Below are 23,518 nucleotides of genomic sequence, written 5' to 3'. Positions count from 1 at the left end.
AAGCGCAATAAGGGGCTTACTGTCATCCATAATTCCTTTTACCGATAAAAGCGTGGTGTTTGCCGGCAAATTGATAGAGTTAGTGTAAAAAGTATAGCTTATAATTGTAACAAAATGCAATTTGCGTAGACTAATTACAAAAGACTAACTCTTTAACATGAAAAAACTTCTACTACTTACCTTCATCCTTGGATTATTTTTTACCGCGCATGCCCAGTTTACTGGCGGCGGCTTGGGTGGAGGACCAAAAAAATCTACCGTTACCGGACGTATTACCGCAACTATACTCGATTCGCTAACTAAAAAACCAATTGATTACGCAACGGTATCGTTGATTACTGCAAAAGATAACAAATCTGTAAACGGTGGTGTAACCGATGGAAAGGGAAAATTAAGCTTACAAAATGTATCGCCTGATTCTTATAAGCTAATGATCGGTTTTATGGGCTACAAAACAAAATCTGTTTTGGTTACCACCACGCCATCAAAACCCGATAATAATATAGGTACAATTTATATTTCATCAAGCGAAAATACGCTGGCCGATGTTCAGGTTCAGGGAACAAAAGCGGTTATCGAAAATAAAATCGATAGAATGGTTTATAACGCGGAAGCTGATGGTACAAATGCCGGCGGTGATGCAACTGATGTGATGCGTAAGGTGCCGATGTTATCGGTTGATATTAATGGCAACGTGCAGTTGCGTGGTGGCGCGGTACGCGTTTTAATTAATGGTAAGCCTTCCGGTACTATGGCCAGCAGCGTTGCTGATGCTTTAAAAATGATCCCTGCAGAGCAGATTAAAAGTGTAGAGGTAATTACCAGTCCATCAGCTAAATACGATGCAGAAGGTTCTGGGGGTATCATCAATATTATTACTAAAAAATCTAATGCACAAGGTGTAAGTGGTTCGGTAAATGCTTCTGCAGGTACACGTCAGAACAACGGTGCATTTAACTTAACTGCAAAAACGGGCCGTTTAAGTGTTAATACTTCATTAGGAGGAAATTTTGCATACGCTCAGAATTCGAGGGTTGTCATCGTTAACAACACCAAACTAAACAATGGAGGTGTTAACAATTTATCACAAGACGGTTTCTCAAAATGGGGCAGAGATGGCTTAAATGGTAGTTTAGGTGTTGATTATGATTTTAATGCATACAATAACATTAGCTCTAATGTAAAGTTTAACCGTTTTTCAAATGGAGGTCCAGGTGAATCGGATTTTATTTATAATAATATCCGTCAAAAAAATATCAGCGATATGGATATGACATTCAGTAACATGGATTGGAATGTCGATTATAAAAAGACCTCTAAAAAAGAAGGTGAAGAGTTTTCTATTTCTGCGCAGCTATCTACCGGCCGTACGCCGCAAAGGTTTAGTAATACACTTATTCCTCAGGATTCTTTAACAGGAGTAACTACTGAAAGAAACAATACCAGTAAAAATAATGAGTACACCGTTCAAACTGATTATACGTACCCATTTTCTAAATCAACAACCTTAGAAGTAGGCGCAAAAGGTATTTTTCGTAAAATTAGAAGCCAGTTCGATTTTTCATCACAAGACTTTGATTATAATCAAGATGTTGCCGCAGCTTATGGTGTAATTAGCTTCAACTTAACCAAAAAATTAAAGTTTAAAGGCGGTTTAAGAACGGAATATACTACAATAAGTTTTAACACCAAGGCTAACGGAATTCAGAAGAATGATTATCTGAATTTGTTCCCTAGTGCAATCATATCTCAAACCTTAAAAGGAAATGCAACATTAAAACTGAGTTATAACCGTCGTTTACAAAGACCTGGTCAAAACTATTTAAATCCTTTCCTTAACGATAGTAACCCAATTAACTTACAGCAGGGAAATCCATATTTAAATCCTGAATTAAGTGATAACTTAGAGTTGGGCTACAGTACCTTTATAAAAGGATCGGTAATTAATGCATCAGTGTTTTACCGCCGTACAGGAGGGATAATCGAAAGTTCACTTACTACAACTGCTGCCAATACACCATTAACCACTTACATTAATGTGGGTACTGGCCAAACTTACGGTTTCAATGTCTTTGGCTCATATAATCCTAAACCAAAATGGACTTTGATGAGTAATTTTGGATTAAATACTTATGAAGTGGATAATAAGGTAGCCAATTTTAATACAGGTACTTTTATAAACTATAATATTTTTGCCCGTTCTGCATATGGTTTTGGTAAAGGTTATAATTTTGAATTATTCGGCGTAGTGAATTCTCCAAGAAGAACGTATCAGGGTAAAACAGATGCGATGATCTTTTATGGTGCATCATTCAAGAAAGATATCTTAAACAAAAAAGGATCAATTGGTGTAAATACTTTGAACCCTTTCACAAAAGATCTTCATATCCAAACTGTTAATAACTCTATAACACCTACCGGAACAGTTTTTCAGAGCCAAAATATTTACTATCCGCTGCGTTCTTTTGGTGTTAACTTTAGTTATTCTTTCGGTAAACTTAAATTTACAGAAAAGAAAAAAATCAAAAACGACGATGTGAAGCAAGATCAGCAACAAGGAGGTGGCATGGGCGGTGGCGTTCAGCAGTAAAACCCAATTTAACATACATTTTAAGCCTTTTCGATTTCTTTCGGAAAGGCTTTTTTTCTTTCATGTCCCTATTTCTTTTTCTGTAAAAGCGTTAAAGCCACGCTAACCCATTTTTAAGTAGTAATATTTTTGCATAATTAAGCTTGTAAGGCGGTTTATGCGTTTTTTGTTGATGTTTTTTGCAATATTTTGCAGGATGAAGGGTGTTTGTGTAAAATTTTGCACGAAATACAGCCTTATTGATCATGTTTTGTGCGTGTTTTTGGTGCTAAAAATGTTATATTGCATATAACTAAAATCCCCTAAACTAAACAATTGTGATATGAGAAAAATCTTTACCTCACTTTTTTTTCTTTTTATTTTACTGATTGGCCTATCCACAATGGCACAGGTAAAAACAATAACAGGAAAAATAACCGCTGTTGATGATGGAGGTCCATTACCAGGAGCAAGTGTAAAAATCAAGGGCAGTACAACAGGTACCTCCACCAATGCCAATGGTAGCTTTACCATTCAGGTGCCATCAGCTAATGCTGTACTGGTTATCAGTCTTATTGGGTATAAAACGCAGGAAATTACTGTTGGCAGTAAAACCACAGTTAATGTAGGGCTGGCTGCGGATGCACAGGAACTGCAGGAAGTAACCATTTCAACCGCACTGGGAATTACCCGACAGGCTAAATCTTTAGGTTATGCTGCACAATCTGTAAAATCCGAAGACCTGAATTATAACCACCAGCCTAACTTGCTTAATGCATTACAAGGTAAGGTTGCAGGTGCAACAATTTCAAGCACTGGCGGTGGCCCAGGCCAGGGCGCAAGTATTCGGATCAGGGGAGTTAACTCTATTGACCCTAACATTTCTGGCGATCCTTTATATGTAATAGATGGCGTGCAGATTGATAACTCTACCTCTACAGTCGGGGCTAATCCCGATGGAACCGCATATGGTTCAAGAGGTGTAACCAATAGGGCTTCAGATATCAATCCAGAGGATATTGAAACCATCAATATTTTAAAGGGAGGTGCCGCTACCGCGCTTTATGGATTAAGAGGCGCAAATGGTGTTGTGGTAATTACCACTAAAAGAGGCAAGCAGAATGGCGTTAGCGTTAATTTTAACAGTAGTTACGGCTATGATGAAGTGTTGAAATCGCCGGATGTACAAACAGAATATACCCAAGGCGTGTTGGGCGTTTATACCAACCCTCCAGGCGGAATTGGACCGGCATGGGGGCCAACCATTGCTGAAGCGAAACTGATTGATCCGACTCACCCTGATCAATTATTCAATAACTACGACCGTGCTTTTGGTACAGGTCAGCAAATTAAAAATTCGATTTCGGTTACTGGCGGAAGTGAAGCGATTAAATTTTTCTCTTCTCTTTCGCAGTTGTACCAAAAAGGGATGATGCCAAATACCGATAACAAAAATTTCTCGGGACGTTTAAATACAGACTTTACCATCAGTCCGAAATTTAAAGCCGCTGTAAATATGAATTTCACCAATTCTGGCGGATATACTTATAGTGCAGACCGTTTTGGCGAAAGTTTGGCTTATTGGTCGCCGCGTTATGATGTGGCAGATTATCAGAATGCAGATGGTTCGCAAAAATACTTCGGTACCAATAATCCAATCTGGGGTACAGCAAACAACAGGCTTAAAGGTGATGTTAACCGGTTTATCGGTGGGGCAAGCCTAAGTTATGATCCCGCAAAGTGGCTTAATTTTTTTTACCGCTTAGGTGTAGATACGTATAATGATAACCGTGTGCGCACTGCCCGCGGACCGATGTATGCTACCGAAGCCATGTATGATAATGCTCAGGGTTATTACGGTGAATACAATACCAAGTTTAGAACTATTAACAGCACTATCGTTGCCACACTTACCTCTAAACTAACGGATGATATTACCGGGACTTTAAGGCTTGGACAAGAGCTTTACGACCGCAAATCGAAAGAGATCGGTACTTTGGGCAGTATCCTCGGCGTGTACAATTTCTTTAATTTGGCTAATGCAGGTGTACTTACCCCAACGCAAACACTGAGACAAAAAAGACTGATCGGTTATTTTGGAGAAGCGACTTTTGATTACAAAAATTACCTTTTCTTAACCGTAACCGGAAGAAATGACATCACGTCTACGCTGCCAAAAGCAAACAGGTCGTTTTTCTATCCTTCAGCAAGTTTAAGTTACGTGTTTTCCGATCAGTTTAAGTTGCCTGCCGTCATTAATCAGGCCAAATTGCGCTTGTCTTATGCAAGGATCGGAAAGGATGCATCCGAATATTCTACGTTTACTGGATATTCGCCTTATACCTCGCTGCCAACCGGAACAGGTGGTTTAACCATTGCTCCAAACCTTGGTAATCCCGATCTTCGTCCCGAGTTTACCAATACCTACGAGGCTGGTTTGGAGATGTCGTTCTTTAAAAACCGTTTAGGTTTCGATTTTACTTACTATTATTCATTAAGCAAAGATCAGATCATCCAAACGCAGATTTCTTCGGCAGTAGGTTATGTAACCAAATCAATCAATGCAGGCGATATCAGGAACAGGGGAGTTGAGCTGGTATTGAATGGTAAACCAATTGTATCAAAAGATTTCAGGTGGGATGTAAATGTTAATTTTTCGGCCAACAGAAATATGGTATTGAGTATGCCTAACGGAATATCGGAAATTGTTTACGGTGCCGCAAGAGGTTATGGCAATGCGGGAGTAACGATGAAACTGATCCAGGGACAGCCATATGGCAATATTTATGGCAGCTATTTTAACCGTTATTATGGAAGTACGCCAGAAGATCCGATTGTACTGGATAAAGATCTTCCATTACTGATTGGAGCAAACGGATTCCCGAGCATTTCTGGTGGCAAACAAAAATTACTGGGTAATTCGCAGCCAAACTATATTATTGGTATGGGCAATACTTTCAAATACAAAAATTTCAGTTTAAATGTATTGTTTGATGCGCGTTTAGGATTTGAGAAATACAACTGGTTAGAAGATTTTTATTCGGCCTTTGGATTGCCTGATTACACAGCAGATAGAAGAACTGTGCGGGTGTTTGACGGCGTTTTGGCCAATGGACAACCGAACACCAAGCCGGTTTATATGGGGCAGCGGATCGGACCAGACGGTGTTGATTATGGTGAAGGGTATTACCGCATTTACTACCGAAACGTTTCTGAGCCTTTTGTAAGCGATGCCTCATGGGTACGTTTACGTTCTGCAAGTTTAACCTATAATTTACCGGAGAACTGGTTGCCTGCAAAATCAATCAAAAATGCTTCACTATCCGTTACCGGAAATAATTTATGGTTATGGACGAAATATTATGGTGTAGATCCAGAATCGAGTTCTTTCGATTCAGGTAGTAACAATGATGGCTCTGCCGGATTTACCTATCCATCTGCCCGTACAATTATGTTTACACTTAATGTTGGTTTTTAAATAGAATTACGATGCAAAAGATTATAAAATATACATGGTGCGCAGCTTTAATTGCAACACTGGGTTTGCAGAGTTGTAAAGACGATTATTTTGATAAATTGTCTGATAATCCGAATCAGGTTCCAACGCCAACACTCAATGCATTGTTGGCTACATCAACTTACAAAATCGGAAATAACAATTTCCTTGCCGGAAGTATTGTTGCCCCTTATGTGCAATATACCGCCAATCCTTCAGCTAATGCGGCCGGAGATACCTATCAGGCAATTGATTTTACTAGCACCTGGGATGCACTTTATTTTGCCATGGCCGATGCTAACGAAATGAAAAAACTGGCAGTTGCACAAGGCTCCAGCGAGTATAAAGGTGTAGCCGATGTAATTATTGCCTATAACCTTACCCTGGTAAATGATTTATGGGGAGATGCGCCGTTTTCGCAAGCTTTCGACATTAACAACCTTAAGCCTAAATATGATAAACAACAGGAGGTATATAACCAAGCCATAGCACTATTGGATGAAGCCATTGTTGAACTTGCCAAAACCAATGCAACAGTTAAACTGGCCCCTACAAGCGATTTAATTTATGGGAAAACTCCTGCCACTGAAAGGGCAAACTGGTTGAAAATGGCTTATGGTTTAAAAGCCAGATTATTGAACAAAATAAGTAAAACAAGTTCTTATAATCCTACAGCAGTATTGGCAGCGCTGAGTAATTCTTTTACCACAAATGCGGACGATGCCGGCATGGCTACTTTTAAAGAGCGTAATCCATGGGCCAACGTGGCACTGTCCAATTCGCAACAATCGCTGGGTGGATGGCTTTCAGAGCAGTTTATTGATGCCTTAAATGGTGCAACTTTTACTGTTTTTGATCCACGAATTGAAAAAATTACCGATAAAACCGTTAACAACACTTACATCGGAACCGTAAATGGGGCAGGTAACAGATTGCCTGGTGCAAACACCACAAAAGATGAGTGTTATATTTCCAGTAATTCTCCGTGGACCAGCAATACTGCTCCAATACTTATTGTTACTTATGCTGAGCTGAAATTTATCGAAGCTGAAGCTTCTTTTGATACCGATAAAACAAAAGCCTATGCAGCTTATTTGGCAGGTATTAGTGCTAATATGGATAAACTTTTGGTTTCGACAACTGCAAGAGATGCTTATTTGGCCAATCCTGTTGTTAATGTTGGTGCTGCGGCCTTAACAAAAGACCTGATTTTTAAAGAGAAATACATTGCAACCTATTTAAATCCTGAGGCCTGGAATGACGCCCGCCGTTTCGATTACAAGTACAAGGATTTCGGTATGCCGGCCAACGCTGTGCTTCCAACTTTTATCCGTCGTTTGGATTATCCACAGGGCGAACGCAGTAAAAACGGAGCAAATGTTCCGGCAGATGTGGCAAGAACAACCAAACTGTGGTGGGATCAGTAACATTCTTATAAAAAACAATAATCAGAGTCCTAACTGCACATCGGTTAGGGCTTTTTTTTATAATTTATTCGCTCAATATCAAGTAATGAAAAAATCGCTGCTTATACTGCTCATACTAATATCTGCCGCTAAAATTTTTGCGCAGAACTTTACACTGAAATCAGTTTTAAGTTATCCTTTTCCCACACAACTGGTAGCCTCGCCCGTTGGCGCTAAAATAGCCTGGGCCGCAAATGAACAGGGGAAAAGAAACATTTATACTGCTGAAGCGCCTGATTATAAAGCAATAAAAAATACAGATTATAATGATGATGATGGGCAGGAATTAACCAGTTTATCTATTTCTGCAAATGGCAAATGGATTGTATTTGTACGTGGCGGCGATCATGGAGGAAGAGATGGCGGACCGGTTAACGCAAATTCATCTCCAATTGCACCAAAAATACAGGTATTTGCTGTTCCTTTTGGCGGTGGAAAAGTTATTGCAATAGGTGAGGGCGATAACCCCATTATTTCACCCAACAGCGAACAGGTGCTGTTTAGCAAAGCAGGTCAGGTGATGGTTGCCCCGATTGATGGATCGTTTCCGGCAAAAAATCTATTTTACGCAAAAGGCATCAACTCAGGTTACAAATGGTCGCCGGATGGGAAGAAGATTGTGTTTGTTTCCAACCGCACAGATCATTCTTTTATAGGTATTTATACCGATCAGCAAACGGCGATACAGTGGTTAGTACCATCTTTTTCTAAAGATAATGTACCGGTTTGGTCACCAGACGGCAATGCGATTGCTTTTATCCGCACAGCAGGAACAGGTATTGAAACGGATTCGATTTTAACGCGAAAACATCAACCCTGGGCCATCTGGACGGTTAATGTAAATACTGGAGAAGGAAAACAGATCTGGAAAGCTCCCGAAACGATCAGGGGTTCTTATCCTTCAATTGATGGTGGTACCAATTTACAATGGGCCGATGGTAAGATAATATTCACTTCATATGAGGACGGTTGGCCGCACTTGTATGCGATTAATCCTGATGGATCTGGCCGTTTATTGCTTACCCCGGGTAATTTTGCTGTTGAAAACGTTAAACTGAGCAACGATAAAAAGACTTTGGTTTTTGCAGCAAACACAGGTAAAGAAGCAGATGATTTAGATAGGAGGCATATTTACAAAGTAGCAGTAAATAAGGCAAACATGGAGGCATTGAGTTTTGGCAAAGGCATCGAAGCCTATCCTGTAATTTCGGGAGATAACCGTACTTTTTTCTGTTTAAGTTCTACAGCAGAACGGCCGCTTTTACCAGCTGTATTAAATGATAAAAAGGCAGTTAAACTCATCGGTGAATCACTTATCCCTAACGATTTTCCCATCAAAGAAATGGTAATTCCAAAACATGTAAACTTTAAGGCACCCGATGGCAATACCGTATATGGACAATTGTTTTCTCCCAAAAAAGCAGATAAAAACAAGCCGGCAATCGTATATGTTCATGGTGGCCCTCAACGGCAAATGTTTTTGGGTTGGAACCCGATGGATTATTATTCAATTGACTATGCTTTAAACCAGTACCTGGTAAATATGGGGTTTACGGTTTTATCTGTAAATTACCGTTTGGGTACTGGTTATGGTTTTGATTTTCATAAACCTTTAAATGCCGGGGCACAGGGAGCAGCAGAATATCAGGATATAAAGGCTGCAGGAGAATGGTTAGCGAACCAGAAGGATATCAATAAACCTAAAATCGGCATTTATGGCGGTTCATATGGTGGCTACTTAACTGCACTGGCGCTTGGAAAAGATTCTAAATTGTTTGCAGCTGGGGTAGATATTCATGGCGTAAATTATAGGTTTAGTAATCCAGGAACCGAAGGAAAGGAGCCTGCCCCAGATGCTGCACTGGCCGCCAGGATAGCCACATTAGCATCTCCGGTGAGTTACATCAACACGTGGACATCGCCAACATTGATTATACATGCTGATGATGACCGCAATGTTGCTTTTAACCAGAGTGTAGATTTGGCCAAAAGGTTTGAAGATAAGAAGTTTGATTTCGAATTTCTGGCCATTCCTGATGATACCCATCATTGGATGAAATTTTCTAACGGGTTAAAGGTGAGTGAGGCAACGGCCGATTTTCTTAAAAGGAAGTTAATAGATAAGAAGTAGCAATGGTTGCTGGTTGAAGACAACGTTTAAGTTGACGATTCTTCTATTTCTTTTTAATCCTTTTCAAAATCATCAAACTCAGTGGATTAAAGGAATAACCTGAAATGTTGTTCTGAAGCATCACTACCGATTGATCGTAGAAAAGCGGAACAACAGGCGCGTAATCCATTACCATCTGATCCATTTTACGGTATAGCTCAAAGCGTTTTTCGTTATCGGTTTCATAATAGCTTTTCTCAAATAGTTGATCGAATTCTTTATTGTAAAAAGCAGTGTAATTTGGTCCATAAGGGACTTTATTTTTTGAGTAAAACATAGAAAGGAAATTCTCTCCATCGCCATAATCGGCCAGCCAGGAGCCACGGAAAAAGTTTACGCTGTTTTTCGACATTAAATCCCTTAAGCTGGCACTTGGACTTACATCAATTTTAACTTTAATACCTATTGCAGTAAGCTCGCCCTGAATAAATTCGATCAGGTCTTTGTAAGTTGTTGTTGTATTTAGGGTTACTTCTCCCATACCTTTACCTTCCGGGAAACCAGCTTCCGCTAAAAGTTTAGCAGCCAGTTTTGGGTTATAGGCATATCCCTTTACAGCAAGGCTATCAAAACCAGGCATGCCTTTAGGAATGAAACCAGATGTTGCTGCTATGCCAATACCATTTCTTAGGTATTTAATCAATCTGTCACGATCGATCGAATAATTAATGGCCTGCCTGATTTTTTTTAAGCGCAATGGCGATTTCTTCACAATCGAAAGATTGGTATCAACCAATATACCTACATACTCGGTACACAGGTATGGGCTTTTGGTTAATGTAAATTTTTCTTTGTACTTCGAGGTCATTTTTCCACTTTTGGTCAGGATATCGTCGCGGTAACTGCCGTCAACATTATAGTAGAAATCCAGGTCCTTTTTCAGGAAACTCATGAAACCACTTTGTTTATCGGTGATGAAACTGGCTTTTACAGCATCAAGGTAGGGTAATGCCATTCCTTTGGCATCTTTTTCAAAATAATGTTCGTTTTTTAAAAGCACTAATATTTCACCTTCTTTCCAGTATTTAAATTTAAAAGGGCCGGTGCCAACAGGATGACTCCTGAAATCCTTACCATAATGTTCTACAACTTCTTTGGGTACAACAGAGCAGTATTGTGTAGTGAGCAAACTCATAAAGGGTGGGAAAGGACGCACCAGTTTGATCTGGAAAGTAGAATCATTTAATGCGATAAAATTATGCTTATCCTTCACTTTATCACTAAAAATCCACCCGCCCGATGAGGCGACCTTTGGATCGATTAAACGATAAAAACTATATACAAAATCACTTGCCGTTACTTTTCGGCCTTTGCCATTTTTAAAAATAGGATCATCATGAAAGTAAACATCATTACGCAGGTTAAAAGTGTAAGTTAACGCATCTTCCGAAACCTGCCAGCTTTTGGCTATACAGGGGAGTGTTTGCAAGGATGAATCGATCTGTACCAAACCATTAAAAATCTGGTTGGTCATCCAGATTGCATTCTGGTTGCGCGCAAAGGCCGGATCAATAGAGGTTAAACCCTGATCGAGATTGATATTGAAGACTTTTTTGTCCTGATGATCAGCATTTTCCTTACATGAAAAGAGTAAGCTTACACAAAAAAACCAAAATATATAATTAAATGAGCCTCGCATGCGATCAGGAATGTTATTTTTGCACAAATTAATAAATTTAATGCAGATGTCTTTTTTAAACGATTTATTTATCGGCCTCGATGCTGCTCACCAGGAAGAATTACAGGAACGTTTAGATTTAGTGGAGCACAAGATTAAGTTTATGGATAAAATGCCTGTAGCCTGCTTAGATACGAGCAACAATCCGGAATATTTTTTATCAGAAGAAATTTCGCTGGCAGGTGGAATGATAGAGACTGACCTACTAAGCGCTGTTTTTATTATTTATTATCAGCCGGGTAAAACTTTAACCGACTTAATGAGAGAAGTACCTGCAGCATTAAATACCGATTGGCAAGCGGTACAAAACAACAGAATCATTTTATTGAATGACGATGTTAACCGCGAAAGAACTGCTGAAAATGCCGTTTCGCTAATAGAAGATATCGCCGAAATGTTACACCCGGGTTCTTTTATCTTTGGCCACGAAGGTGATAAATGGATCAGGTTTGGCGCATAGGGAATGTGAGATGCTAGATATGAGACGTTAGATTGGAGACGAAAAATTTGCAATTTTACAACATTCTATGCTTGCTCTCGTTTCCAAACAAGTGAATAAACAGTAATGTGATTTTATCGTTTGACACGATAAGCCATCAACGCTTGTTGGCCTAATCTTATGGGTAGGCTGGTAGCCTTTCAACTAAAAAATCGGTTTTTCTGCCAGATAACAATGTCTGAGAGCACGAGAAAACTTTACAACTTTTACTTTTAACCTTCCGGCCCTCCTATGCTTGCGCTCGTTTCCAAACGAGTGCATAAATAGTAATACGATTTAATCGTTTGAGACGATAAGTAATTCAACGCTTGTTGGCCTAATCTTATGGGTAGGTTGGCAGCCTTTCAACTAAAAAATCGGTTTTTCTGCCAGATAACAATGTCTGAGAGCACGAGAAAACTTTACAACTTTTACTTTTAACCTTCCGGCCCTCTACCTTCAGCCTTTAAATTTCCTTAATTTGGTATTCTTCTATTTTACGGTAAAGTGTGGTTAAACCGATCCCCAGTAATCGCGAGGTTTCTGTTTTATTCCCTTTGGTATGGATAAGTACTTTTTGAATGTGCTGCTTTTCTATCTGTTGTAGATTATAATCGTTTTCCATCGGTGCAAATTCAAAAAATTCGGGAGGTAAGGCGGTAGCGCTTAAGGTATCTCCATCCGAGAGGATTACCAAACGTTCGATCACATTTTTAAGTTCCCGGATATTCCCTTTCCAGCTATGACCGCTCAATAGGGATAAAATTTTATCATCCATTTTTGGTGCTGATCGGTTTACCTTATCTGCAAATTCTTTTAAGTAGTGTTTTGCCAATGCAGGGATGTCGGCTTTCCGATCGCGTAACGGCGGTAAGGTAATGGTGAAAACCGAAAGCCGATAATAAAGATCGGAGCGGAATTTTCCAGAAGTTGCATCGGCTTTTAAATTTTTATTTGTGGCGGCTAATATCCGAACATTTACCTGTTGCGTTTGGGTATCGCCTACTTTTATAAAAGTCTGGCTTTCGAGTACACGCAATAGCTTTGCCTGTAAATCGAGGTTCATCTCGCCGATTTCATCCAGTAATAATGTACCGCCGTTAGCTTCTTCCAACAGGCCTTTCTTATCTTTATTGGCGCCTGTAAAAGCCCCGGCTTTGTACCCAAAAAGTTCGCTTTCCAGTAAATCAGGGCTAAAGCCACTGCAATTTAAGGCCACAAAGGGTTTTGCTGCCCTAGGGCTTTCGTAATGGATAGATTGAGCAAAAACTTCCTTCCCTGTTCCGGTTTCGCCCAATAATAAAACAGTAGTATCAGTTGCACTTACTTTCCTGGCCAGATCAATCGCTTCCTTTAAAGCTTTTGATTGACCGATTATGGTTTCGAAGCTGTGTTTTTTAGCAATTTTGTTTTCCAGATCGGAGACCCTTCGCTGCAGATTTGATTTATCCATCGCCTTGTACAAAAGCGGAATAATTTTGTCGTTATCATCGCCTTTTACCAGATAATCAAATGCCCCGTTTTTGATCGCCAAAACGCCATCGGCAATGGTACCGTAGGCGGTAAGGTTTATAATTTCGACATAAGATTTTATGGCTTTTATATCTTTAACGAGCGCTACTCCATTAACATCAGGTAGTTTAACATCGCTGATTACAATGCTGATATCGTTATTTTTAAGCAATTTAAGGCCTTCTTTTCCAGTATTGGCCTGTAAGGTCTTAAATCCTTCTAATTCTATAATCCTGGAAAGTAAACTGCAGATTTTCTTTTCATCATCGATGATGAGCACCATGCCATTCATAGGTAAAATTTATGCTGCAATATTAAGGATAAAAATATCGAAAGATGATGAGGTGGATAAAATAAACGACTCATGCTGCCGACTCTTCTTCCTCGGTCTGTGTCTTCACAGAACGAAAAGATAAACATTGCAAAAGAAAGCGGGTGGTCTGTGAGGACACAGACCACGGGTTGAGATTAAATGATTTTCGTAAAAACTGAGTAAGGTCTTCGACTACGCTCAGACTGACAAATGCATGGTTATCTTTGGTCTTTAAGCTTTGGTCTCCCTACTCTCGACTCCCTACTCCAAACTAAATTGTACCTTTTTCGTTTCCGAAGCATTAAAGTAAAAGCTTTTTAAGCATATTTGGTTTTTGCAAAACAAATTCTATGTTTAAGAGACTAACCGCAATATTCATATTTTGCTTTCCAGCAGTTTTTTGTGCTGCCCAACAAGTACGCCCAGCCAAATCTTCTGAAATTTATAGAGAGATAAAAACGTTAAAACACCTTCCGAAAGTTTTATATCTGGCTGCTCACCCCGATGATGAGAATACTGGTTTGTTATCTTGGTTAATCAACGATCAAAATGTCGAAACGGCTTATTTGTCGCTTACCAGGGGAGACGGTGGGCAAAACCTTTTGGGCACCGAACAAGGTGCAGCCTTAGGCCTGATCAGAACACACGAACTTTTGGAAGCCCGTAGATTGGACGGTGCACAACAATTTTTCACCAGGGCAATCGACTTCGGCTTCTCTAAAAATACCAACGATACTTTTAAACAGTGGGATGCCGATAGCATTACCGCCGATGTGGTTTGGGTGATCAGAAAATTTAGACCGGATGTAATTATCTGCCGATTCCCGCCTACTGCAGCTGCGGGTCACGGTCAGCATGCCGCTTCTGCTGTTGTTGCGGAGAAGGCTTTTAAGGCTGCTGCTGATAAAAATATGTTTCCAAACCAACTTAAATATGTATCTGTTTGGCAACCAAAAAGACTATTGTGGAACACATTTAGGTTTGGTTCGGTAAATACCACAGCCGAAAATCAGTTAAAGGCAACTGTTGGGCAATACGACGCACAACTGGGAATGGGTTATGGTGAGCTGGCAGGATTAAGCCGAAGTTTACACAAAAGCCAGGGAGCAGGAACACAGTCGGTAGCTGGTGTACGTTCCGATTATTTTACAAACGTTTTAGGCGATCCTGCTAAAAGAACTTTGTTTGATGGCTTAAGCCTTAACTGGTCAGACAAAGGTATAGGCGATATTGATGAGCTGATTGACATTATACTATTATCTTTCAATTATAACCAACCCGATAAGAGCCTGCACGGACTGTTGATGCTGAGAAAGAAAATTGCTGAATTGCAGGATGCAGCCTTGAGAAAAGATAAGCTTGCGGCTATCGATAACATCATTTTAAGCAGTATAGGTTTTATGGGCGAGGTGGTAACCAATCAACCCGAAGCAATTGCTGGCAATAGTTATAATTTTCGTTTAAACTTAATTTCAAGATCGGCCACCCCTGTTATTGTTGAAGGTGTGAACTGGTTAAATCAGACAGATAATTTAAATAGAGCGCTCGCTAACGACTCGCTGATTACCATTGAACGTAAAATCCAGATTCCGGCAGGCGCGGCACTTACTGAACCTTATTGGTTAGCTAAGCCTGCAAAAGATGCGGCAACATTCAGCGTAGCGAATGATACTTTAATCGGGCTTCCGGAAATACAATCGCCAATTAATGTTTTATTGTCGTTAAAAATAGCATCTGAAAAATTTGAAGTCAGATTGCCTTTATCTTATAAAAAATTAGATCCTGTTAAAGGTGATGTTGTAGAAGCCCTGAGGATCATCCCCGCACTTGATTTAAGTTTTAGCGAGCCAGTTTATTTCGCTAAAGAAAAAGAAGCTTTAAATGTTAGCCTTCGTTTGAAGGCCAATAAAAATATCAATTATGGTAAGGTAAGTTTCAAGATCGGCAACCAGGTGGTGAAAACCTTTCAAGGGATTAACCTGGCAGAGCATACCATCAATACGATGAATTTCCTTCTCCCGGTTGAAGATTTGGCCAAAATTAAAACCAGCCAGAATAAATTAGAAGCTGTTTTCTCATCAGAAGCGAATGAATATTCAAAAGGACAGGTATTAATTCAGTATCCTCATTTGCCAACACTACAGTATTTTGTTCCGGCCACAACCTGGTTGATTAAAGGAGACGTAAAGGTACTGGCGAAAAAAGTTGGGTATATTGAGGGAGCTGGAGATCTGATCCCCGAATTTTTAAGACAGGCAGGTTTGCAAGTTGATGTATTAACAGAAGCTGATATTCTTAACCCAACAAAACTGGCCAGTTACGATGCCGTGGTAACAGGAGTAAGGGTAATCAATACCGAAAAAAGAATTAAAAACTGGCAAACTGCTTTGCGCGGTTACGTAGAAAACGGTGGAACCATTGTGATGCAGTACAATACCACACAAGATATGGCGCTACAGGATTTTGGTGTTTATCCGTTTAGCATTAGTGGTAAAAGGGTGACCGAAGAAAATGCAGAAGTTAAATTTTTAAAACCTGAACATAAGCTGTTAAATTACCCCAATAAAATTACTGCTGACGATTTTAAAGGATGGGTGCAGGAGCGCGGTGCTTATTTCCCTGATAAATGGGATACTAAGTACGAACCGCTTTTCGAGATGCACGATACCGATGAAGAACCGCTTCAAGGATCGACGCTGTATGCAAAATATGGCAAAGGGAATTTTATTTATACACCTTTAGCTTTTTTCAGGCAATTGCCTGCCGGAAATGTAGGTGCAGCCAGATTGTTCTTTAACTTTTTATCGGCTGGAAAGTGATGAAAAATCAATTCAAAAACTGGAATACCTGGTATATTTTACTCGCTTTGGCGCTGGTATTTCAGATTGTATTTTATTACCTGTTTACTAAATTCTGGGCATGAGTAATATCGATTGGACGGTACTGACATTTACTTTGCTTGCTGTGGTAACCTATGGTGTTTTTATTGGTCGTGGGCAAAAAAGCAATGCTTCCTATTTAAAGGCCGATAATAAAATGCCCTGGTATATTGTATTATTAGGGATTATGGCTACGCAGGCCAGTGCCATTACTTTTTTATCAGCACCAGGGCAGGCTTATACCGATGGCATGCGCTTCGTGCAGTATTATTTTGGCCTGCCGTTGGCAATGATTGTGATTTGCATTACTTTCATCCCGATTTTTCAAAGGTTGAATGTATACACCGCCTACGAATATTTGGAAAACCGTTTTGATAAAAAAACAAGGGTTTTAACTTCGTTGCTGTTTCTGTTTTCGCGGGGATTATCGACAGGGATCAGCATTTATGCACCAAGTATTATCCTCTCGAGCGTTTTAAACTGGAATATTTATTTAACCAACGTACTTACCGGAGGGATTTTGTTGATTTATACCTATGTTGGTGGTGCAAAAGCAATTGCACACACACAGAAACTGCAGTTTTTGATCATTTTAGGAACAATGGCCTTTGCCGGATATCTTTTGGTGCAGCACATGCCTAATGGAATCGGATTTAAAGACGCCCTTTACCTTGCCGGGAAATCGGGTAAATTAAATGTAATTACCACCGAATTCGATTGGAAGGATAAATACAATATCTGGAGTGGTTTAATCGGAGGTTTTTTCCTTGCGCTTTCTTACTTTGGGACAGATCAGAGCCAGGTAGGAAGATACATTACCGCGAAAGACAATACCAATGCAAAAATGGGATTACTCTTGAATGGACTGGTTAAAATCCCGATGCAGTTCGCTATCCTGTTAATCGGTGCATTATTGTTTGCTTTCTTCTCGTTAAAGCCGGCACCGATTTATTTTAATGAGCGTTCTTATCAGTATTTAAAAGAAACACAGCCACAGCAGGCGGCTGCTTTCGAGAAAGAACATAATGCTTTAGCACAGAAATTTAACCAGCAATCAAAAAATATCCTGATAGAAAAGGAAAAGCAATTACCATCTTTAAATTCTTCAATAGCGGATTTTAAATCAACCCAAAAGCAGGTGAAAGAACTGCACGGCAGGGTAGAAGAGGCAATTAACAAGTCGAATTACAATGCGGAGAAAACCGATACCAATTATATCTTTTTGTACTTTGTAAAGAATACCCTTCCAGTTGGAATGATCGGCCTGCTTTTCGCCGTCATTTTTTTGGCCAGTTGGGGATCTATTTCTGCAGCGCTGAATTCACTTGCTGCCTGTTCGTTAAAAGATGTACACCTCATTTTTGGTAAAAAAGAAGTAGACGACGAGACTGAACTGAAATATAGCCGTTTACATACTTTGGCCTGGGGTGTTTTTTCAATAGCTGTTGCCATGTTTGCTACACAGATGGGCTCGCTAATCGAAGCCGTTAATGTACTGGGCTCGCTCTTTTATGGGCCAATTCTTGGTATTTTTTTAGTGGCATTTTATTTCAAAAAGATAAACGGACCAATCGTATTTATTGCAGCCATCTTATCCGAAATTGCCGTTGTAGCAGTATATGAGTTCGATATTGTTTCATTCCTTTGGCTCAATGTAATCGGTGCAGCAGCAGTAATTATGTTTTCGGTAATTGGCCTCTTGTTTTCTAATCCAAAAACGGTAGTCGACAAATAAACCTAATTTTTACGTGCAGCAGATATTTGCTGCCCGAGCGCAAGGCTAAATTTTAATACCTTTATTTTCGACAAAATAGATAACGCTAAATATGAACGAAGCTTGGCTTGACAGGTGGAATGACCGATACAGTGCCGATGAGTTTGCTTATGGCGAACAACCGAATAACTATTTAAGAGAACAGTTGATGCAGCTCGATACCGGAACAATACTTTTTCCGGCAGAAGGAGAAGGCCGAAATGCCGTTTTTGCAGCTAAACTCGGTTGGAAGGTTTCGGCCTTTGATATCAGTATTGAAGGAAAGAATAAAGCACTTCAACTCGCAGAAAACAATAACGTTAGCATTGATTACCAGGTGGGCGAACTCCAAGAGCTGGACTATAAAGCTGAACAGTTTGATGCCATTGCCTTAATTTATGCACACTTTCCATCGGCGATTAAATCAACTTACCATAAAATACTGAGTAATTATTTACGCAATGGCGGTTTGCTTATTTTCGAAGCTTTTAGCAAGAAACACCTTGATTATCTTGCCAAAAACGAAAAAGTTGGTGGACCTAAAGAAATTGATATGTTATTCTCAATTGAGGAAATAAGAACTGATTTCGAAAATTATGAGGTTCTGGCGCTTGAAGAAAAAGAAATTGAACTGAATGAGGGTTTGTTTCATAACGGCCTGGGCTCAGTAATCAGATTTGTTGGAAGAAAGAAATAAAGCGTTTTGGTCTGTAACTGAGAATGAATTCAAAAACAGTGAAGTTTCGCTCAATTTTTTTCGACACCGGCATTATAGTTTTTATCAACCTAAAGCCATAAATTCGTAAAATCAAAAACAACAAAAACAGATAAATATAATACTATGAAAACGATGATTAAATCAATCGCATTGCTATTTACAGCAATTACTATTTCTGTAAGTGCAATGGCACAAGATGCTCAGCCTAAGCCAAGTCCTGCGGCTACAGCAACGGGAAAAGTTAAAGGTGCAACCATTACCATCACCTACAGCAGCCCTGCTGTAAAAGGACGTAAAATCTGGGGCGGTTTAGAAGCCTTTGATAAAGTATGGCGTGCAGGTGCAAACGAGGCTACTACTTTCGAAACCGATAAAGATATCGTAGTTGAAGGTAAACCTTTAGCAGCAGGAAAATACAGTTTCTTTTTAATCCCTAAAGAAAGCGGAACCTGGACAGCTATTTTTAACAAGGAACCAAAACAATGGGGTGCTTACAAATACGAAGAAGCTAAAGATGCTTTACGTGTTGATGTTAAAACAAAAGCATTAAAAGCTACACAAGAGCGTTTAGTTTATAAAATTACCAAAAGCGGATTCGCTTTAGAATGGGATAAAATTTCTGTTCCGGTTAATATTAAATAATTAGGTAAAATTACTTTAGAGCCGTCCATGTTTTATATTAGGACGGCTTTTTTTTGTATTATTTTTCGAGAATGACTGTGCAAAATCCCTTGAGTCTAAGCCATGCAACCCCAACAAATGAAATACTGCTGTAGCCATCTAACCCCGGTTGAAGCCTTACCCCAATGTCATTAAGTTATGGGATAAATCTCGAAAAAATGTCACCCTGGGCGTAGTCGAAGGGTATTTATTTGCGATTATCCTATCGGTTGGTGTCTCACCGACCGAAATAAAAGATATATCTTATTGGAAAATGAGAGGCTTGTGGTTCTTGGCGGTTTGCAGTCCCGCCATTCGCTATAGTCCCGATGAAGAATCGGGAACTGCCGCTGCTGTCGGGTTTAAAACCAAGGGTTTGTGCACCCTGCAGCCTAACAAATGAAATGCTACCTCCCTCAATAAGCCCGGTTGAAGTATTATCCCAGTGTTATTAAGTTATGAGATAAATCTCGAAAAAATGTCACCCTGAGGGATAATTTATTGTATAAAAATCAATATGAATGACGCATATCTTTTTTTTGCCCAGAGGCTCATCCTTGCCTCGGCTCGCCGCCGCCGATGGGGCTCTTTCTTTTTGCTGTCAAAAAGAAACAAAAAACACCGGCTGAAAATTTTTCTTTCAAAGCTAGTGGGTAGGCTGGGTCGGTGGAGCCCGAAAAATTGGTAAGCCGGATTTAAGTAGAACGGGGATACCGTACTATGGCCTAGCTGGATGGAAATGCGAAATTTGTTAAAATGTTGATTAATAATTATTTGCAAAATAACGTCGATGGTAGCGTAGTCGAAGGGCATTTATTTGCGATTATCCTATCGGTTGGTGTCTCACCGACTGAAATAAAAGATATTCTTATTAGGAAATGAGCGGCTTGTGGTTCTTGGCAGTTTGCAGTCCCGCCATTCGCTATAGTCCCGATGAAGAATCTGGAGCTGCCGCTGCTGTCGGGTTTAAAACCAAGGGTTTGTGCACCCTGCAGCCTAACAAATGAAATGCTGCTGTAGCCACTTAGCCCCGGTTGAAGCGTTATTACCCTGCAGCAACGAGGTACGAGGCAGCGAAGCGTAAAAGCGAAAAACGGGAAGGAACTTTTTATCCTGCACAGGCCTTGCGCTCTAAAAATAAAAAAATCATATTTTGTTAAAGCTTTTTCTAATGTTAGTTGGGATTTGCAATCCTGTCTTAATAGCTTAGGATTTATCCTATCGGTTGGTGTCTCACCGACTGAAATAAAAGATATTCTTATTAGGAAATGAGAGGCTTGTGGTTCTTGGAGGTTTTCAGCCCCGCCATTCGCTATAGTCCCGATGAAGAATCGGGAGCTGCCGCTGCTGTCGGGTTTAAGGACAAGGGTTTGTGCACCCTGCAATCCAACAAATGAAATGCTACCTCCCCCAATAGCCCCGGTCAATGTCATTAAGTGAAGCTGTTCGGCCCAAGCAAATATTTAACCAAAGATGGAAAGGATACACACAGATATAAAAATCCGTGTTTATGCTGTCGTGATGTCCCGGATCAGCATCCATAAATAATTATAAAGACCCTGACCACGAAGTAGCTATTAGACCTTTAAAACAATAAGAACTGCTAATAAAATAAATTCAGGGTGACGATTAGAGAAGGCCCTTTTGTAAAGAACCTAAAACATAATACCTACTTCATGTTAAAATACTATTTTAGGGCGATTTAAAAACAAACACAAATAATGAAGCTTTCCATTAAACTACTGGCAATATTGCCGCTTCTTTCATTAAACGTTTTAGCTCAACAAAAAACGCAGCTTTTTTCTGTTAAAACAGCAAAGCCTGTCGACCAGGTGAACGTTTTTTTAGGATCTTCAGCAGATCATGGGCAGATGTCGCCAGCTGCATCGGCCCCTTTTAGCATGTTGAGTATTGGCCCTCAAACTTATCCTAAAACACATACCGGTTACGAATACCTCGCCAAGAAATTTGAAGGCTTTACCCACAACCGTTTCGAAGGAGTAGGCTGTCAGGGTTCAGGTGGTAATATTTTCATCAAACCATTTTTAGGCAGTGATCCGGCGAAGTCAGAACTGATCAAGATTGCTGAAAAAGCAAGTCCGGGTTACTATGAAGTAGGTTTCGAAAATAAAATTAAAGCCAGTTTTACCGTATTGGGCAAAGCCGGAAAGCATGCCTACCAATTTCCGAAAGGGACCAAAGGTTTTTATCTCGATTTGGGTTATGCTTTTAATGGTGCTTTTGTAGCCGAATCGCACGAGGTAAACGGTAATGCCCTAAGCGGATGGATTACCTCGAAAACAACCTGTGGCGCAGGTAAATACAAATTGTTCTATTACATGGAAATCGGCGATAACGTATCGTGGAAAGTAATAGACGATCATAAAATGATTGCCATGCTTAAAGGAGAATTAACCTCAGTGGGAATCAACATTGCACTTTCGTCGGTAAGTGTCGAAGCCGCAAAAGCTTCTATCAATAAAAATCCTTTCAATACTATAAAAGAACAAAGCAAAGCCGATTGGAATACAAATCTTTCTAAAATTGCCGTAAATGGCGATCTGGAAAGTGCAAAACTATTTTATTCGCTTTTATACCGCACCATGCAATCGCCTTATGTAATTTCTGAAACTGATGGAACATATCGCAATACAAAAGGGGAAATTCAGAAAGATAAAGAAATCCGCTACAATGGCTGGGCCATTTGGGACAATTACCGTACGCAGTTACCTTTGCTTTCGCTAATTGAACAAGATAGGTATGCTGGAATGGTTAATTCTATCGCTGATCTCTATAACTCGGGCAAAAAAGATTATGCCGGGCTAAATGAGCCATCAAATACTGTGCGTTCTGAACATGCCATTGTGGTTTTGCTTGATGCCTACCGCAAGGGTTATCCGGTAGATTTTAACAAGATTGCCGATTCGTTAGTGAAAGAGGTAGATGGCCTGGATTATAAATCTCCGGATAAAGCACTGGAATCGAGTTACGATAACTGGGCATTGGCAGAAATCTTTAAGATTTTAAAGAATAAAGAAAAATCTGATTTTTATCTCAATAAAGCACTTGAATACAAGAAATATTGGAATAAAGATTTTAAAGATATGACCAAAAATGATGTCGACCGCATGCAGGCCCGTGGTTTATACCAAGGTACCATTTGGCAATATCGATGGTTTGTGCCTTATGATTTTAAAGGATTGATTGAACTGGACGGGGGAGAGGAATCTTATCTGGCAAAACTCGACGAATTTTTTGCGCGTGATTTATACAACCATGCCAATGAACCAGATTTGCAGGTACCATTGATGTATAATGTTACCAAGTCTGGTTATAAATCGCAATATTGGATGCATCAATTGGCAGCTGATACGGTAATCCAGAATTATTTTAACGATAACAGCCGCGGAATCGGTAGTTATATCGGTAAAATTTACAGAAACCAGCCACATGCCTATCTGCGTACAATGGACGATGATGCCGGTGCAATGAGTGCCTGGTATGTGTTTGCGGCAAGTGGTTTTTCTCCTGCCTGTGTAGGCTGGCCGATTTATTATTTAAATGTGCCTTTATTTCCATCGCTAAGCTATAACCTGCCAAAAGGAAAAACATTTACCATCGAAACGGAAAATTTCAGCTTTAAAAACAAATATATCAAGGCCGTTTTTCTTAACGGAAAACCTTTCAAAAAGAACTTTATCACGCAAGAAGATATCAATGCTGGGGGAGTACTGAAAATCGTTGCTTCGGCCGTGCCGGTTAAAATTTCGGATACCGAAAACTGGATTTCGAGTCTTGGACAATAATTTTAAAAATTTACAAAAAA

12 protein-coding genes are annotated in these 23,518 nt (G+C 39.8%); 10 read left to right on the top strand and 2 right to left on the bottom strand.

The genetic code is table 11. The features are described from left to right. The first annotated feature begins 157 nt into the window (after window positions 1-157). From LQ227_RS04900 to LQ227_RS04885, 4 genes are all read left to right on the top strand, one after another. Window positions 158-2,590 carry an outer membrane beta-barrel family protein gene (locus LQ227_RS04900; protein ID WP_230148492.1) on the top strand — a complete coding sequence of 811 codons (2,433 nt, stop codon included), beginning with the start codon at window positions 158-160 and terminating at the stop codon, window positions 2,588-2,590. A gap of 322 nt (window positions 2,591-2,912) precedes the next feature. Next, window positions 2,913-6,047, top strand: a complete 3,135-nt coding sequence (locus tag LQ227_RS04895) for a SusC/RagA family TonB-linked outer membrane protein (RefSeq protein ID WP_230148491.1) — start codon at window positions 2,913-2,915, stop codon at window positions 6,045-6,047. 11 nt (window positions 6,048-6,058) lie between these two features. After that, a complete protein-coding gene (locus LQ227_RS04890) occupies window positions 6,059-7,492 on the top strand; it encodes a SusD/RagB family nutrient-binding outer membrane lipoprotein (RefSeq protein WP_230148490.1) in 1,434 nt (477 codons plus the stop codon). A gap of 85 nt (window positions 7,493-7,577) precedes the next feature. Beyond that, window positions 7,578-9,662 (top strand): prolyl oligopeptidase family serine peptidase, encoded by a 2,085-nt coding sequence (locus LQ227_RS04885; protein ID WP_230148488.1) that lies wholly within the window; start codon window positions 7,578-7,580, stop codon window positions 9,660-9,662. Window positions 9,663-9,705: 43 nt separating this feature from the next. On the opposite strand, the gene LQ227_RS04880 is transcribed toward LQ227_RS04885, so the two are convergent. Further along, on the bottom strand, window positions 9,706-11,340 hold the full coding sequence (locus LQ227_RS04880; protein WP_230148486.1) for an ABC transporter substrate-binding protein: 1,635 nt from the start codon (window positions 11,338-11,340) through the stop codon (window positions 9,706-9,708). Window positions 11,341-11,386: 46 nt separating this feature from the next. On the opposite strand from LQ227_RS04880, the gene LQ227_RS04875 reads away from it, so the two are divergent. Then, window positions 11,387-11,839 (top strand): hypothetical protein, encoded by a 453-nt coding sequence (locus LQ227_RS04875; RefSeq protein ID WP_230145637.1) that lies wholly within the window; start codon window positions 11,387-11,389, stop codon window positions 11,837-11,839. 484 nt (window positions 11,840-12,323) lie between these two features. Here LQ227_RS04875 and LQ227_RS04870 read toward each other — a convergent pair whose 3' ends face one another. Further along, complete coding sequence (locus LQ227_RS04870) at window positions 12,324-13,661, bottom strand: sigma-54 dependent transcriptional regulator (protein WP_230145636.1); 1,338 nt, start codon at window positions 13,659-13,661, stop codon at window positions 12,324-12,326. Between the two features lie 371 nt (window positions 13,662-14,032). Between LQ227_RS04870 and LQ227_RS04865 the strand changes: the two genes are divergently transcribed. The 5 genes from LQ227_RS04865 (at window position 14,033) to LQ227_RS04845 (ending at window position 23,498) form a co-directional block, all read left to right on the top strand. Further along, the gene (locus tag LQ227_RS04865; RefSeq protein ID WP_230148484.1) at window positions 14,033-16,501 is read left to right on the top strand and encodes a PIG-L family deacetylase; all 2,469 of its coding nucleotides are present in this window, start codon (window positions 14,033-14,035) and stop codon (window positions 16,499-16,501) included. Window positions 16,502-16,601: 100 nt separating this feature from the next. Next, window positions 16,602-18,296 (top strand): sodium:solute symporter, encoded by a 1,695-nt coding sequence (locus tag LQ227_RS04860; RefSeq protein ID WP_230148482.1) that lies wholly within the window; start codon window positions 16,602-16,604, stop codon window positions 18,294-18,296. A 91-nt stretch (window positions 18,297-18,387) separates the two neighbouring features. Then, window positions 18,388-19,011: a bifunctional 2-polyprenyl-6-hydroxyphenol methylase/3-demethylubiquinol 3-O-methyltransferase UbiG gene (locus LQ227_RS04855; protein WP_230148480.1), complete on the top strand. Its 624-nt coding sequence runs from the start codon at window positions 18,388-18,390 to the stop codon at window positions 19,009-19,011. Window positions 19,012-19,155: 144 nt separating this feature from the next. Continuing rightward, window positions 19,156-19,674, top strand: coding sequence for a DUF2911 domain-containing protein (locus LQ227_RS04850; RefSeq protein ID WP_230145629.1), 519 nt, complete (start codon window positions 19,156-19,158; stop codon window positions 19,672-19,674). Between the two features lie 1,739 nt (window positions 19,675-21,413). Next, window positions 21,414-23,498 (top strand): glycoside hydrolase domain-containing protein, encoded by a 2,085-nt coding sequence (locus tag LQ227_RS04845; RefSeq protein ID WP_230148478.1) that lies wholly within the window; start codon window positions 21,414-21,416, stop codon window positions 23,496-23,498. The last annotated feature ends 20 nt before the right edge of the window (window positions 23,499-23,518 follow it).

It is taken from the genome of Pedobacter sp. Bi27 (assembly GCF_918698255.1).
Classification (GTDB): Bacteria; Bacteroidota; Bacteroidia; order Sphingobacteriales; family Sphingobacteriaceae; genus Pedobacter.
Note: the sequence above shows the minus strand (reverse complement) of the source record. Positions and strands in the feature narration are given on the sequence as shown.

What these genes read in the sequence shown, in the direction of transcription:
- LQ227_RS04885 (WP_230148488.1), top strand. Translation starts at nt 7,578, where the DNA reads ATGAAAAAATCGCTGCTTATACTGCTCATACTAATATCTGCCGCTAAA.
- LQ227_RS04880 (WP_230148486.1), bottom strand. Translation starts at nt 11,340, where the DNA reads ATGCGAGGCTCATTTAATTATATATTTTGGTTTTTTTGTGTAAGCTTA.
- LQ227_RS04845 (WP_230148478.1), top strand. Translation starts at nt 21,414, where the DNA reads ATGAAGCTTTCCATTAAACTACTGGCAATATTGCCGCTTCTTTCATTA.
- LQ227_RS04865 (WP_230148484.1), top strand. Translation starts at nt 14,033, where the DNA reads ATGTTTAAGAGACTAACCGCAATATTCATATTTTGCTTTCCAGCAGTT.
- LQ227_RS04900 (WP_230148492.1), top strand. Translation starts at nt 158, where the DNA reads ATGAAAAAACTTCTACTACTTACCTTCATCCTTGGATTATTTTTTACC.
- LQ227_RS04895 (WP_230148491.1), top strand. Translation starts at nt 2,913, where the DNA reads ATGAGAAAAATCTTTACCTCACTTTTTTTTCTTTTTATTTTACTGATT.
- LQ227_RS04855 (WP_230148480.1), top strand. Translation starts at nt 18,388, where the DNA reads ATGAACGAAGCTTGGCTTGACAGGTGGAATGACCGATACAGTGCCGAT.
- LQ227_RS04890 (WP_230148490.1), top strand. Translation starts at nt 6,059, where the DNA reads ATGCAAAAGATTATAAAATATACATGGTGCGCAGCTTTAATTGCAACA.
- LQ227_RS04870 (WP_230145636.1), bottom strand. Translation starts at nt 13,661, where the DNA reads ATGAATGGCATGGTGCTCATCATCGATGATGAAAAGAAAATCTGCAGT.
- LQ227_RS04850 (WP_230145629.1), top strand. Translation starts at nt 19,156, where the DNA reads ATGAAAACGATGATTAAATCAATCGCATTGCTATTTACAGCAATTACT.
- LQ227_RS04860 (WP_230148482.1), top strand. Translation starts at nt 16,602, where the DNA reads ATGAGTAATATCGATTGGACGGTACTGACATTTACTTTGCTTGCTGTG.
- LQ227_RS04875 (WP_230145637.1), top strand. Translation starts at nt 11,387, where the DNA reads ATGTCTTTTTTAAACGATTTATTTATCGGCCTCGATGCTGCTCACCAG.